Genomic DNA, 13,888 nt, shown 5'->3' with positions numbered 1-13,888 from the left:
GACCGCGGAGGTAGCGCACGTGTCCGACAGCGACGCGTCAGCAAGCAGGAGGGGTCGGCTGATAGTGCTGGCGGGTCCCTCCGGTGTCGGAAAGTCCAGTGTTGTCCGAGTTCTGCGACGTGTGCTGCCCGAGCTGTGGTTCAGCGTGTCGGTCACCACTCGAGATCCTCGGCCCGGTGAAGTGGACGGTGAGGACTACCACTTCGTGACTGCCGACGAGTTCGATCGCATGATCGAGGCCGGCGAGCTGCTCGAGTGGGCGAGCGTACACGGCGGCTTGCATCGCTCCGGTACGCCGGCAGAACCGGTCGAACGGGCTCTGGAGCAGGGGAAACCTGTTCTGTTGGAGCTCGACCTCGCGGGAGCCCGGGCGGTGCGCGTCTCCAAGCCGGAGGCAACGCTCGTGTTCATGGCTCCGCCGACCTGGGAGGATTTGGTGCACCGGCTGACCTCGCGGGCTACCGAGGAACCAGCCGCGACGGAGCGGAGGCTCGAGACTGCAAAGGTCGAGTTGGCGGCACAGAGCGAGTTCGACACGGTGGTTGTCAATACCGACGTCGACCATTCGTGCGAAGAGTTGGTATCCTTGTTGGTCGGTAGGTCGTCAGTCGGTTGACGCCGATCATTTTCGTGGTTCGACCTTGTACCAAGCAGCGGTTTCGCAGCACCAACGATGCAATTTCAGGAGATCAACAGTGAGCAGCACATCAGTGGCCGGTTCCGACTTCGACGCGCACAGCGCTCTCCCGGCTTACGACACGCCGCTCGGTATCACCAATCCTCCCATCGACGAGCTCCTTGCTCGCACGTCGTCGAAGTACGCCCTGGTGATCTATGCAGCCAAGCGTGCACGCCAGATCAACGACTACTACAACCAGCTCGGCGACGGCATCCTCGAATACGTCGGCCCTCTGGTGGAACCGGGTCTGCAGGAGAAGCCGCTTTCGATCGCACTGCGTGAGATCCACGAGGACCTGCTCGAGCACACCGAAGGCGAATAAGACCGGTAAGGAATCAGCCGTTGCGCATAGTGGTCGGGGTGGGCGGTGGCATCGCCGCCTACAAGAGCTGTTCCCTCATTCGTAGTTTCACCGAGAGCGGCCATCACGTTCGGGTCGTGCCCACGGAGTCCGCTTTGGAGTTCGTGGGGCGCGCCACGTTCGAAGCCCTCTCGGGTAGTCCCGTCCACACGGGCGTCTTCAGCGACGTCCCTGAGGTGCCGCACGTACGTCTCGGGCAAGAAGCGGATCTGGTTGTTGTGGCGCCTGCCACGGCAGACTTGATGGCGCGGATGGCTGGTGGGCGAGCAGACGACCTTCTCACCGCAACGTTGCTGACCGCCCGCTGTCCGGTGCTCGTGGCTCCGGCCATGCACACCGAGATGTGGGAGCACGCCGCCACAGTCGCAAACGTGGCGACACTGCGCAGTCGCGGCGTCACGGTGCTGGAGCCTGCATCAGGTCGTCTGACCGGCCGGGACACCGGTGCGGGTCGCCTTCCCGAGCCCGACGAGATCTTCGGACTCGCCATGTTGTTGGCCGAGCGCGCAGACTCCCTGCCTCGAGATTTGGTCGGCCGCAAGGTCGTGATCACCGCGGGTGGCACCCGTGAACCTCTCGACCCTGTCCGGTTTCTGGGCAATCGCAGCTCCGGGAAGCAGGGCTATGCACTGGCCCGAGTCGCGGCCCAGCGCGGCGCGGATGTGACGTTGATCGCCGGTTTCACCACGGAACTGGCAGATCCCGCCGCCGTCGATGTCGTTCGGGTCAAGACTTCCCAGCAGATGCATACCGCCGTGGACAAGTTCGGACCGGAAGCAGATGCGATCGTCATGGCGGCCGCGGTAGCCGATTTCCGTCCCACCTCGATCGCCAGCAGCAAGATCAAGAAGGGTGGCGACGAGGAACCGGATTCCATTCCGCTCACGCGCAACGAGGACATCCTCGCGGGTCTCGTCGACGCGCGTCGCGGTGGCCAGATTCGATCATCCACGGTGATCGTGGGATTCGCGGCCGAAACCGGAGACGAGCACGGTGACGTGCTCACCTATGCTCGAGCGAAACTCGCACGGAAGGGCTGTGACCTGCTGGTGGTCAACGCCGTCGGCGATGGGAAGGCTTTCGAGGTCGACCACAACGACGGGTGGTTGCTCGGATCGGACGGATCGGAGTCCGCGCTCGGTGAAGGTTCGAAAGCGCTGCTGGCCGGGCGCGTCCTGGACGCAGTGGTCTCGATTCTCCCGCCCTGTCCCACCCCGCCCTGAACGCTCGTTCGACGTCTATCGGCGTCGGACCGGGCATGCGCTCGCGCAGTTCGAATGACTAAAGTCGATGTGTCTCTTTACGCCCAGGTGCGATGCGTCGGTTGCAGTGATCGGTCGTAGGCCCAACTCGAGAGGAATTTCGTGAGCAAGTCCGGTAGTCGGCTCTTCACCAGTGAGTCCGTGACAGAGGGACACCCCGACAAGATCTGTGACGCGATCAGCGACTCGATTCTCGATGCACTGCTCGCCGAAGACCCGCGGGCGAGGGTGGCGGTGGAGACGCTCGTCACCACCGGTCAGGTCCACGTAGCCGGAGAGGTCAACACCACGGCCTGGGCAGACATCCCCAAGATCGTCCGCGAGAAGGTACTCGAAATCGGATACGACTCGTCGGCGAAGGGCTTCGACGGCAACTCCTGCGGAGTGAACGTGGCCATCGGGGCTCAGTCGCCCGAGATCGCTCAGGGCGTCGACCATTCCCACGAAGCTCGTGTGGAAGGTCTGTCGGACGACGAGATCGACCGTCAGGGTGCGGGCGACCAGGGGCTGATGTTCGGTTACGCGAACACCGACACCCCGGAACTGATGCCGCTTCCCATCTCGCTGGCGCACCGACTCTCTCGCCGTCTCACCGAGGTCCGCAAGAGTGGCGTACTGCCCTACCTGCGCCCGGACGGCAAGACTCAGGTCACCATCGAGTACGACGGCGACAACGCCGTGCGCCTGGACACCGTGGTCATTTCCACGCAGCATGCTGCCGACATCGACCTCGACAACTTGCTGACGCCGGACATTCGCAACAAGGTTCTCGACTCCGTCCTGTCGGAACTGAACGTTCCGACGCTGGACATCTCGAACATTCGTCTTCTGGTCAACCCGACCGGAAAATTCGTACTCGGCGGCCCGATGGGCGACGCCGGACTCACCGGCCGCAAGATCATCGTCGACACCTACGGCGGCATGGCCCGTCATGGTGGCGGGGCATTCTCCGGCAAGGATCCGTCGAAAGTCGATCGCAGCGCGGCATACGCGATGCGTTGGGTTGCCAAGAACGCCGTGGCAGCGGGCCTCGCGGACCGCATCGAGGTTCAGGTTGCCTACGCCATCGGCAAGGCAGCTCCCGTCGGGTTGTTCGTCGAGACGTTCGGAACGGAGAAGTCCGACCCCGCCCGCATTCAGGCGGCGATCTCCGAGGTGTTCGATCTGCGGCCCGGTGCGATCATCCGGGACCTCGATCTGCTGCGTCCCATCTATGCGCAGACGGCGGCGTACGGGCACTTCGGTCGTACGGATATCGATCTGCCGTGGGAATCGATCGACAGAGCTGACAAGCTGCGTGCCGCGGCGGGTCTCTGAGCCTGTCGGCGAATCGAACGAATCACGGCCGACCACCAAAGGTGTGCACCTGAGTGGGTCGGCGAGAGCGGCGGCACCCGAGCTTCCCGTAGCTCGGGTGCTGCCGCTTTTGCCGCTACCCCATCTGAACCGTGAGTTCGACTATCTTGTTCCGGCGGAATTCGACGAGGCTGCTGCCGTCGGGGTTCGGGTGCGCGTGCGATTTGCCGGCCGCCTCGTCGATGGGTTCATCGTCGGTCGGGTTGCCGCCTCCGATCACCCGGGCAAGCTGGGTTATCTGGATCGTGTGGTGTCCGCCGAGCGGGTTCTGACACCGGAGATCGTCGATCTCGTCGCAGCGGTCGCGCATCGCTATGCCGGGACCCGTGCGGATGTGCTGCGATTGGCAGTGCCGCCTCGGCACGCGAAGGTCGAGGCGGAGCCGGTGGTGGATCCGCCGAAAATCGCAGCGCCGGAGGTCGACCTGGACGCTTGGGCGTCCTACACCCATGGTGCCGCGTTTCTCGACGCCGTGGCCGCAGGCCGAAACCCGCGGGCGGCGTGGCAGGTGTTGCCGGGCGAGGACTGGCCTGCGCGCATCGCCGAGTTGGCCGGGACATGCGCGGCGTCCGGGCGGAGTGCGCTTGTCGTCGTACCCGATCAGCGTGATCTCGATCGAGTTGCAGCGGCGTGCGAGGCGGTCAACGGTACTGATTCGGTGGTTGCACTCTCGGCGGGTCTCGGTCCTGCCAAGCGGTATCGACGCTGGTTGAGCGCTCTGCGGCGCGAGGTTTCCATAGTGGTCGGAACTCGAAGTGCGGTGTTTGCGCCTGTCCGAAATCTCGGTTTGATCGTGTTGTGGGACGACGGCGACGATGGGTACGCCGAGCCGCGCTCGCCGTACCCGCACGCGCGCGAGATCGCGCTGCTGCGTGCGCATGGAATCGGTTGCTCAGCGGTGCTGGCGGGCCATGCCCGGACAGCAGAGGCGGAAGCGCTCGTGGATGCGGGTTGGGCACACGACCTCCTCGCGCCGCGTGCCGTCGTTCGCGAGCGCCAGCCGCACGTGGTTGCGCTGGCGGACAGCGACCATGCACTCGCTCGAGATCCCGGAGCGCGGGCAGCGCGACTGCCGGCCATCGCGTTCGATGCAGCACGTAACGCGCTGAAGAACGGGCTGGGCGTGCTCGTGCAGGTTCCGCGCGGAGGCTACGTTCCCTCGCTTGCGTGCGGAAAATGTCGCAATCCCGCGCGCTGCCGCCGCTGCAACGGGCCGCTCGCGCTGCCATCGGCGCCCGGGGCAGACGGTGCGGGAACGCCGACGTGTCGGTGGTGCGGCATCGCCGACGCCAATCATCGCTGCACGGTGTGCGGTTCGAGAACTCTGCGGGCAGTGGTGATCGGGGCGCACCGGACCGCCGAGGAACTGGGGCGGGCGTTTCCCGGCGTCCCGGTGCATACCTCCGGGGGCGCGACAGTGCTCGATTCGGTGGCGTCCGGCGCGAGCTTGGTCATCTCGACGGTGGGTGCCGAACCATCGACACCCGGTGGCTACGGTGCAGCGCTCCTGCTGGACGGTTGGGCTCTCCTCGGACGTGCGGACCTGCGGGCCGCGGAGGAGACACTGCGGCGTTGGATGACCGCTGGGGCGCTCGTGCGAGCCGGCGCGGACGGCGGCCGGGTGGTGGTGGTGGCGGAATCCGAGATCCCGACCGTCCAGGCGCTGGTTCGGTGGGATCCGGTCGGACACGCTCGCGCTCAGCTCGACGAGCGAATCGAGGTCGGGTTCCCGCCCGCTGTGCATGTCGCCGCCGTCGATGGATCGAGCGCAGCGATCGACGCCCTCGTGGAGGAGGCGGCGCTACCAGATGGCGTCGAGATCCTCGGACCGGTCGACCTTCCCGAGGGGCAGCGACATCCCGCGGGCGGGGGATCCGGGAGAGACGACGGTTTCGACGGCGACGTGCAGCGTCTGCTGTTGCGTGTGTCGCGCGGTTCGGGTGCCGCTCTTGCTCGCGCTCTCGCCGATGCGCAGGCGATGCGCAGTGCGCGTAAGAACACCGCGTCGGTTCGCGTGCAGATAGACCCCATCCGAATCGGCTGACCCCTCTGTGTCGACCGACTCATTGTCGTCGGCATTTTGCCGATATATCGTCAATATGTCACAACGATACGAAAGGGAAACAGAGATGGAGAGCTTCTTCGATATACCGCCGGGCCCCGGTGAAGGTGATGGCCGTCATGGACGCCACGGACACGGCCGCCGTGGTCCTCATCCGAAGCGATCTCACGGGGGACGAGATCGGCGCGGGGGACATGAGTTCGGACACGACCTCGGTCGCGGCCGAGGCCGCGGCGGCCGCGGACGCCGCGGCGATGTTCGGGCCGCAATACTGGTCTTGCTCGACGAATCGCCGATGCACGGATACGAGTTGATCCAGCAGATAGTCGCGCGGAGCGACGGTGCCTGGAAGCCGAGTCCGGGATCGATCTATCCCGCGCTTTCTCAGTTGGAAGACGAGGGACTCGTGCTCATCGAGAGGATCGCGGGCCGCAAGACAGCGCAACTCACCGATGCGGGTCGCGCCCACGTCGCGGAGCACCGCACCGATCTGGGATCCCCGTGGGACGAGGTCAAAGAGAGTGTCGGGGGAGACGCCATCGACCTTCGCGGCTTGATCGGACTGTTGATGGGTGCGGCCGGGCAGGTTGCCGCAGTGGGTACTGCGCAGCAGGTCAAGGAGGCAGGTGAAGTTCTGAGCTCCGCGCGCCGGAACCTGTACCGAATTCTGGCTGAGGAGGAGCGGCCTGATGCACCCGATTCGGGTTCGGACGACAGCGAAGCCTGAGAGAGGGCTGCACCGCCGGGCATAGTGCGGAGCAGTGGTCCCCAGGCGGTGCAGTGGTCCCTAGGATGGGTAGTTCATTGCAAGTAATCCGAGCTATCTAGTCGTGGGAGCCCACTGGTGCGAGTTGTGTTTGCAGGGACGCCTGATCCGGCGATTCCTTCGCTGGAGCGTCTGATCGATTCGGCCAAACACGACGTGGTGGGCGTGATCACTCGCCCCGACGCAGCTGCTGGGCGTGGCCGGAAGACTGGTCGCTCGCCCGTGGGAGCCCTCGCCGACAGTCATGGCATACCGGTCCTGACCCCGGCGCGGCCATCGGACCCGGATTTCCTCGGTGAACTCGCCGACCTCGCGCCCGATGTGTGCCCGGTGGTCGCCTACGGTGCGTTGCTGCCGCGCCCGGTCCTGGATGTACCCAAGTTCGGTTGGATCAACCTGCACTTCTCGCTTCTCCCGGCGTGGCGCGGTGCTGCGCCCGTGCAGGCGGCCATCGCCGCGGGCGACGACGTCACGGGGGCGAGCACCTTCCTCCTCGAAGAGGGGATGGACACCGGTCCGGTGCTGGGTGTCGTCACCGAAGTAATTCGATCCGTCGACACCGCTGGAGACCTTCTCGGCCGGCTCGCGCACAGCGGTGCCGCCCTGTTGGAAGCCACCCTCGATGCAATCGAGGGCGGTGAAGCGTCGGCCGTACCCCAGTCCGAGAACGGTGTGTCCCATGCGCCGAAGCTCACCGTCGACGCAGCTCGCATCGACTGGTCACGTTCGGCCGCATTTCTGGATCGTCATATTCGCGCGGTGACACCCGCGCCAGGGGCCTGGACGACGATCGGCGACTCCCGTGTGAAGGTATCGCCGATCACCATCTCTCCGCTCACCGACTCCGATGTGAAGCTCGAACCCGGGGCGATGCTGATTCGAAAAGACGGCGTATTCGTGGGTACGGCCACCGAGGCAGTCCTGCTCGGCGACGTGCAACCCCAGGGGAAGAAGTCGATGCGGGCCACCGACTGGGCTCGTGGTGCGCGCTTGACCGATACGGTGGTGGCGAAATGAGTGCGGAAAACAACAGAGACCGGGATCCACGCAGCGGCGGCCGATCCAGCGAGGGCAAACGCCAAGGCAATCGGGGTGCGCAGCCACCGCGGTCCAAAGGACCGCAGAGTAACCGACCGAGCCGCGGCAACGGTCCGGCGTCGGCGCCCGCAATCGACAGTGCCAGGCTGGCGGCACGCGACGTGCTCAGGGCGGTGCGCGAACGCGACGCCTACGCCAACCTGGTGCTCCCCGGACTCCTGCGAGAACGAAAACTCGACACGCGCGATGCCGCGCTTGCCACCGAGCTCGCCTACGGCACGTGTCGTGCTCGCGGGCTACTCGACGCTGTCATCGAGAGCGGATCCGGCCGAGAGGTGGCCGATATCGACGGCGGGTTGCTCGATATTCTGCGACTCGGTGCGTATCAGCTCCTCCGCACGCGGGTCGCCCCGCATGCCGCTGTTGCAACAGCGGTCGATCTGACTCGCTCCGAATTCGGCAGCGGCAAAGCTGGATTCGTCAATGCGGTGCTTCGGCGCGTATCGGAGAAGACCGCGGAGCAGTGGGTGGACGAGCTGGCTCCGAAGGCGGAGCAGGACCCGGTCGGAAGGCTCGCCTTCGAGTACGCCCATCCGCGCTGGATCGCCCAGGCGTTCGCCGATGCGCTCGGCGCCGATGCCGGTGAACTCGCAGCTGTACTCGAGGCCGACGACTCACGCCCGGCAGTGCACCTCGTAGCGCGTCCCGGAGAGATCTCTGCCGAGGAACTGGCCGTCATCACCGGCGGCGAAGAGGGGCTCTACTCGCCGTACGCGGTCTACCTCGACGGCGGTGATCCGGGCAAGCTCGAGGCCGTACGCGACGGACTTGCCGGAGTCCAGGACGAAGGCAGTCAACTCGTCGCCCGTGCACTCACGCTTGCCCCGCTCGACGGCGAGGATCACGGCCGGTGGCTCGACCTGTGTGCCGGCCCCGGTGGCAAGGCGGCTCTGCTGGGCGCGATCGCCGAGATCGACGGTGCTCATCTCGACGCGGTGGAACCGACGCCGCATCGTGCTGAGCTCGTGCGAAAGACCACCGGGGCGCTACCGGTGTCGGTTCACGTGGTCGACGGACGTGAGCCCGGTCTGGAGGGCGGCTACGACCGAGTGCTCGTCGACGCGCCCTGCACCGGTCTCGGCGCTCTACGGCGTCGTCCCGAGGCGCGGTGGCGTCGTTCGCCCAAGGATGTCGCCGGTCTGGTCACGTTGCAGAAGGAGCTGCTCGCGTCGGCCTTGACGCTGGTGCGTCCCGGAGGTGTCGTGGTCTATTCCACCTGTTCGCCGCATCTGGCCGAGACCACCGGTGTCGTCGCCGATGCTGTTCGACGCTACGGCGTCGAACAGCTCGACACCCGTGCGTTGCTCCCCGGGGTGCCGCAGCTCGGTGACGGAACGTCGGTGCAACTGTGGCCGCATCGACACGGTACCGACGCCATGTTCATGGCGGCTCTGCGCCGACCCCTCTGATTCCTGCCGGAACGCACGCCTGTCGAAGACGCTCCGTTCCGTCCCATTAGGCTGTTCACTCGTGGCAGCTCCGATGATCGCACCGTCCATTCTCTCCGCCGACTTCGCACGGTTGGGGGCCGAGGCCGACGCAGTGGCCGGCTCCGACTGGCTGCATGTCGACGTCATGGATGCCCACTTCGTTCCCAACCTGACACTGGGATTGCCGGTCGTGCAGAGTCTGCTGAAGGCAACAGACATCCCACTCGACTGCCATCTGATGATCGAGGATCCCGCGCGGTGGGCGCCGCCGTACGCCGAGGCAGGGGCCTACAACGTCACCTTCCACGCCGAGGCGACCGATGACCCGATAGCGGTGGCCAAGGATATCCGCGCAGCCGGCGCCAAAGCCGGTCTCAGTGTCAAACCGAACACCCCCATCGAGCCGTACCTCGAGATCCTTCGCGAGTTCGACACTCTGCTGGTGATGAGCGTCGAACCGGGCTTCGGAGGCCAATCCTTCATGCCCGAGGTGCTGAGCAAGGCCCGCCTCGTTCGCAATCTGGTCGATTCGGGTGAACTCAGGCTCATCGTCGAGATCGACGGCGGAATCAACGCCGATACCATCGAACAGGCCGCAGAGGCCGGGGTCGACTGCTTCGTTGCCGGGTCGGCTGTCTACGGAACCCAGGACCCGGCCGCAACGGTTCGCGCTCTGCGCGCGCAGGCAGCGGGAGCATCCAGGCACCTGTCTCTCTGATGAGCGAGGTGACGCTCGACCAGGCGACAGTGAACGAGGCGATGGCAACAGCCGTCGACGCGTCCGAGGCCGCCCGCGGGCGAACCAGCCCCAATCCGCCGGTCGGAGCAGTCGTGCTCGACGCCTCCGGAAACGTCGTCGGGGTGGGATCGACGCGTCCACCCGGCGGACCCCACGCCGAGGTCGTGGCGTTGCAGCGGGCTGGGGCCGCGGCGCGCGGCGGCACGGCTGTGGTGACACTCGAACCGTGCAACCACACCGGCCGAACCGGTCCGTGTTCGCGTGCGCTGATCGAGGCGGGCATCGCGCGAGTCGTCTACGCCGTCGCCGATCCGAATCCGCTGGCCGAGGGCGGCGCACGTGCCCTCGCCGAGGCAGGCGTGCGCGTCGAAGCGGGGGTGGGGGCGGATCGGGTCGAGCGCGGCCCGCTTCGGGCCTGGCTGCACAAGCAGCGCACTGGTCGGCCCCTCATCACACTGAAGTACGCGGCGAGTCTGGACGGTCGGAGCGCCGCCGCGGACGGCACTAGCCAGTGGATCACCGGCCCCGACGCGCGCGAGCACGTGCATACACAGCGCGCGAAGCTCGATGCCATCGTCGTCGGCACTGGGACCGTGCTGGCGGACGATCCACTTCTGACAGCCCGCTTTCCCGACGGTTCCGATGCCCCTCATCAACCGGTGCGAGTGGTGGTCGGACTCCGAGAGATCCCCGCCGACGCCCGGATCCGCAATGCCACGGCACCGACGGTGTTCTTGCGTACGCGCGAGGTGCAGACCGTGGTCGCCGCGCTCGCCGACCATACCGAGGTGCTCGTCGAAGGTGGTCCGCAGTTGGCCGGTGCGTTTCTCGCTGCAGGCATGGTCGACCGGATCGTGGCATACATCGCACCGGTCGTGCTGGGATCGGGCACATCCGCGCTGGAGAATGCCGGAGTCGGAACAATCGCCGATGCGCTGAGGTTTTCGATCGAGAGTGTCGAGCCGATCGGTTCGGACATCGTGATCAGTGCGGTGCCCGCCCCGCCGAAAGACCTCGCCCCGCCGAAAGACCTCGCCCCGCCGAAAGACGTCGCTCCAGCGAAATAGGTCGCAACGACGTGACATGGAAGACAGCGAGCCGATTCGGTTTCGTCGAACAGGAGTGTGGAGAGATGTTCACCGGAATAGTCGAAGAGCTAGGCGAGATCGTCGGCGCCGAAGCACTCGTTGATGCGGCCCGGTTCACAGTAAAGGGGCCGATCGTCACCTCCGATGCGCGGCACGGTGATTCCATCGCCGTCAACGGCGTGTGTTTGACCGTCGTGGAGGTGTCGGCCGAGGGGTCGTTCACCGCCGATGTGATGCAGGAAACATTGAACCGGTCGAGTCTCGGACGGCTCGAGATCGGCAGTCGGGTCAATCTCGAGCGGGCGGCCTCGTTGGGCAGTCGGCTCGGGGGCCACCTCGTGCAGGGGCACGTGGACGGAACCGGTCGAGTCGTGAGTCGGTCGCCGTCCGAAAACTGGACGGTGGTACGAATCGCCATGCCGACCTCGGTGGCCAAATACGTTGTCGAGAAGGGCTCCATCACCGTCGACGGTGTGTCGTTGACAGTGTCCGGACTCGGCCGCGACAGCGACGGTGACAACAGTCACTGGTTCGAAATCTCGCTGATACCGACCACGCTCGACCTCACTACGCTCGGCCGCGCCGAGGTGGGAACACCGGTCAACCTCGAGGTCGACGTCATCGCCAAGTACGTGGAGCGGCTGCAGACCCTCGCCGCGGAGTAGGTATACCGGAAAGTACTGTTGTGGGGTATCCGCATCGCTGTGTGGTCGCGCCGCCGTCTCATCGCGGTGTGTTCGCCTGCCGAGTCAGGGTGCGGAACGGGACGTATGGAGCGTAGGACGTGACAAGGTTCGACAGTATCGAGCGTGCGGTCGCCGACATAGCCGCAGGCAAAGCCGTAGTGGTCGTCGACGACGAGGATCGTGAGAACGAAGGCGATCTGATTTTCGCTGCGGAGAAGGCGACACCGGAACTCGTGGCGTTCATGGTGCGCTACACATCCGGCTACCTGTGTGTCCCGCTGTCCGGTGACGATTGTGATCGCCTGGGTCTGCCGCCGATGTACTCCACCAATCAGGACAAGCACGGCACCGCGTACACCGTGACGGTGGACGCGCGTGAGGGCATCGGCACCGGCATATCTGCCTCGGATCGGGCGGCGACCATGCGGTTGCTGGCCGACGCAGACACCGGCGCCAACGACTTCACTCGACCTGGGCACGTGGTACCGCTCCGCGCCAAGGACGGCGGAGTCCTGCGTCGCCCGGGACACACCGAAGCAGCTGTCGACCTGGCACGCATGGCCGACCTACGTCCGGCCGGCGTCATCTGTGAGATCGTCAGCCAGAAAGACGAAGGCGCGATGGCTCAGACCGATGAGTTACGCGTATTCGCCGATGATCATGATCTGGCCCTCATTTCCATTGCCGATCTCATCGCGTGGCGAAGGAAGCACGAAAAGCACGTCGTTCGCGTCGCCGACGCCCGAATCCCCACCTCCCATGGGGTCTTCCGAGCCGTCGGTTATCAGAGCGTCTACGACGAGGTCGAGCACGTCGCGCTGGTCAAAGGTGACATACCCGGGCCCGACGAGGATGGCAGCGATGTTCTCGTGCGCGTGCACTCCGAATGCCTCACCGGTGACGTGTTCGGATCGCTCCGCTGCGACTGCGGACCACAGCTCGACGCCGCACTCGAGATGATTGCGCACGAAGGTCGAGGGGTCGTGCTCTACATGCGAGGTCACGAAGGTCGCGGGATCGGACTTCTGCACAAGTTGCAGGCCTACCAACTGCAGGACGCCGGGTCGGACACCGTGGACGCCAACCTGCAGCTCGGACTGCCCGCCGACTCACGTGATTACGGAATCGGCGCACAGATCCTCGTCGATCTCGGTATCTCCTCGATGCGTCTGCTCACCAACAATCCCGCCAAGCGCGTCGGCCTCGACGGATACGGTTTGCACGTGACGGAACGCGTGCCTATGCCGCTGCGCGCCAACGCCGAGAACTTGACCTATCTCCGTACCAAACGTGACCGCATGGGCCACGATCTCATCGGACTCGAGGACTACGAAGTGAACTCCGCAGCCGACTTCGACGCAGGCACCAAACCGTGAGCGGCGAGGGCGAACCCCAGCTGCAGCTCGACGGCGCTGCCGATCTGAAAGTGGCGATCGTGGCGGGCCAGTGGCACCGCACCATCTCCGACGCGCTGTTGGAGGGCGCCAAGAGAAGAGTCGAGCAGGCGGGTGTCACCGACATCACCGTGGTGCGAGTCGCAGGTGCCATCGAGCTACCGGTGGTCGCGCAAGCGCTCGCCAAGTCCAATGATGCGGTCATTGCGCTGGGTGTGGTCATTCGTGGTGGCACACCGCACTTCGAGTACGTGTGCGACGCGGTCACAGCGGGACTGACACGCGTCTCACTCGACGAGAGCACCCCCATCACCAACGGTGTTCTGACCACCGACGACGAGCAGCAAGCCCTCGACCGTTCCGGTTTGCCGGGATCCAAAGAGGACAAGGGCGCTCAGGCTGCCGCTGCCGCGATCGACACAGCCCTGACGCTGAAGCACCTTCGTCGGCCGTGGACGGACCAGGAGTTTCGATGAGTGCCGAGGCGCAGTGGGACCTCGAGGTCCGTTCCAAGAAGTCGGCTCGATACGCGATCGCGACAGCCGTGGTGCTGTTGATCAGTCACCTTGCGGTCGCTTTTCTGTTGCGGATCACACCCACGGGTGTCTACTTCCGGACAGCGGACCAGATCGCGCTGGCCGGTTTGGGCGTGCTGATGGCCTCGTTGGCGTTGCTGCTGACGCGACCGCGTATCCGAGTGGGGCCAGCGGGCGTTGCGGTGCGCAACATATTGTCCGAGCGCCTCATCGAATGGGACCTCGTTCAGGGGCTGTCTTTTCCTGAAGGTGCGATCTGGGCCCGCGTCGACATCCCGGACGACGAGTTCATCTCCGTGATGGCCATCCAGGCCAATGACAACGATCACGCGGTGGCCGCTGTCCGCGCGTTTCGCTCCTTGGAGAAGAAGTACGCGGGGGCGCAGTCGTGATCGATTGCGCGCGGAACCTCGTCGGTGGCTGCGACTAGC

14 protein-coding genes are annotated in these 13,888 nt (G+C 65.5%); all 14 read left to right on the top strand.

What is annotated here, in order from left to right; translation table 11 throughout:
* The first annotated feature begins 19 nt into the window (after positions 1–19).
* Positions 20–616 carry a guanylate kinase gene (gene gmk / locus KVY23_RS10590; protein ID WP_206510670.1) on the top strand — a complete coding sequence of 199 codons (597 nt, stop codon included), beginning with the start codon at positions 20–22 and terminating at the stop codon, positions 614–616.
* Positions 617–695: 79 nt separating this feature from the next.
* Positions 696–1,001: a DNA-directed RNA polymerase subunit omega gene (gene rpoZ / locus KVY23_RS10585; protein WP_068376118.1), complete on the top strand. Its 306-nt coding sequence runs from the start codon at positions 696–698 to the stop codon at positions 999–1,001.
* A 20-nt stretch (positions 1,002–1,021) separates the two neighbouring features.
* Complete coding sequence (gene coaBC, locus KVY23_RS10580) at positions 1,022–2,263, top strand: bifunctional phosphopantothenoylcysteine decarboxylase/phosphopantothenate--cysteine ligase CoaBC (RefSeq protein WP_230556361.1); 1,242 nt, start codon at positions 1,022–1,024, stop codon at positions 2,261–2,263.
* A 141-nt stretch (positions 2,264–2,404) separates the two neighbouring features.
* Positions 2,405–3,619 (top strand): methionine adenosyltransferase, encoded by a 1,215-nt coding sequence (metK, locus tag KVY23_RS10575; RefSeq protein WP_230556360.1) that lies wholly within the window; start codon positions 2,405–2,407, stop codon positions 3,617–3,619.
* A gap of 43 nt (positions 3,620–3,662) precedes the next feature.
* A complete protein-coding gene (locus KVY23_RS10570; RefSeq protein ID WP_374108716.1) occupies positions 3,663–5,702 on the top strand; it encodes a primosomal protein N' in 2,040 nt (679 codons plus the stop codon).
* An 85-nt stretch (positions 5,703–5,787) separates the two neighbouring features.
* Positions 5,788–6,447, top strand: a complete 660-nt coding sequence (locus KVY23_RS10565; protein WP_230556359.1) for a PadR family transcriptional regulator — start codon at positions 5,788–5,790, stop codon at positions 6,445–6,447.
* Positions 6,448–6,564: 117 nt separating this feature from the next.
* Positions 6,565–7,503, top strand: a complete 939-nt coding sequence (gene fmt, locus KVY23_RS10560; protein WP_230556358.1) for a methionyl-tRNA formyltransferase — start codon at positions 6,565–6,567, stop codon at positions 7,501–7,503.
* Positions 7,500–8,993 (top strand): RsmB/NOP family class I SAM-dependent RNA methyltransferase, encoded by a 1,494-nt coding sequence (locus KVY23_RS10555; protein WP_230556357.1) that lies wholly within the window; start codon positions 7,500–7,502, stop codon positions 8,991–8,993. Before fmt ends, KVY23_RS10555 begins: the two co-directional genes overlap by 4 nt.
* Positions 8,994–9,054: 61 nt before the next feature.
* Positions 9,055–9,732: a ribulose-phosphate 3-epimerase gene (gene rpe, locus KVY23_RS10550; protein ID WP_230556356.1), complete on the top strand. Its 678-nt coding sequence runs from the start codon at positions 9,055–9,057 to the stop codon at positions 9,730–9,732.
* Complete coding sequence (gene ribD, locus KVY23_RS10545; protein ID WP_230556355.1) at positions 9,732–10,820, top strand: bifunctional diaminohydroxyphosphoribosylaminopyrimidine deaminase/5-amino-6-(5-phosphoribosylamino)uracil reductase RibD; 1,089 nt, start codon at positions 9,732–9,734, stop codon at positions 10,818–10,820. Before rpe ends, ribD begins: the two co-directional genes overlap by 1 nt.
* A 65-nt stretch (positions 10,821–10,885) precedes the next feature.
* Positions 10,886–11,506, top strand: a complete 621-nt coding sequence (locus KVY23_RS10540; protein ID WP_230556435.1) for a riboflavin synthase — start codon at positions 10,886–10,888, stop codon at positions 11,504–11,506.
* Between the two features lie 119 nt (positions 11,507–11,625).
* Positions 11,626–12,903: a bifunctional 3,4-dihydroxy-2-butanone-4-phosphate synthase/GTP cyclohydrolase II gene (locus KVY23_RS10535; protein WP_075838669.1), complete on the top strand. Its 1,278-nt coding sequence runs from the start codon at positions 11,626–11,628 to the stop codon at positions 12,901–12,903.
* Positions 12,900–13,397 (top strand): 6,7-dimethyl-8-ribityllumazine synthase, encoded by a 498-nt coding sequence (gene ribH / locus KVY23_RS10530; RefSeq protein ID WP_230556354.1) that lies wholly within the window; start codon positions 12,900–12,902, stop codon positions 13,395–13,397. The genes KVY23_RS10535 and ribH overlap by 4 nt, the downstream gene beginning before the upstream one ends.
* Positions 13,394–13,849 (top strand): PH domain-containing protein, encoded by a 456-nt coding sequence (locus tag KVY23_RS10525; protein ID WP_230556353.1) that lies wholly within the window; start codon positions 13,394–13,396, stop codon positions 13,847–13,849. Before ribH ends, KVY23_RS10525 begins: the two co-directional genes overlap by 4 nt.
* The last annotated feature ends 39 nt before the right edge of the window (positions 13,850–13,888 follow it).

Origin of the sequence: Rhodococcus sp. I2R, from assembly GCF_020889545.1 — a bacterium.
In the GTDB taxonomy this organism is placed as follows: Bacteria; Actinomycetota; Actinomycetes; order Mycobacteriales; family Mycobacteriaceae; genus Rhodococcoides.
Note: the sequence above shows the minus strand (reverse complement) of the source record. Positions and strands in the feature narration are given on the sequence as shown.

Bases quoted from the DNA above. Each gene is read 5' to 3' on its own strand.
- ribD (WP_230556355.1), top strand. From the start codon at position 9,732: ATGAGCGAGGTGACGCTCGACCAGGCGACAGTGAACGAGGCGATGGCA.
- KVY23_RS10525 (WP_230556353.1), top strand. From the start codon at position 13,394: ATGAGTGCCGAGGCGCAGTGGGACCTCGAGGTCCGTTCCAAGAAGTCG.
- KVY23_RS10555 (WP_230556357.1), top strand. From the start codon at position 7,500: ATGAGTGCGGAAAACAACAGAGACCGGGATCCACGCAGCGGCGGCCGA.
- KVY23_RS10540 (WP_230556435.1), top strand. From the start codon at position 10,886: ATGTTCACCGGAATAGTCGAAGAGCTAGGCGAGATCGTCGGCGCCGAA.
- KVY23_RS10565 (WP_230556359.1), top strand. From the start codon at position 5,788: ATGGAGAGCTTCTTCGATATACCGCCGGGCCCCGGTGAAGGTGATGGC.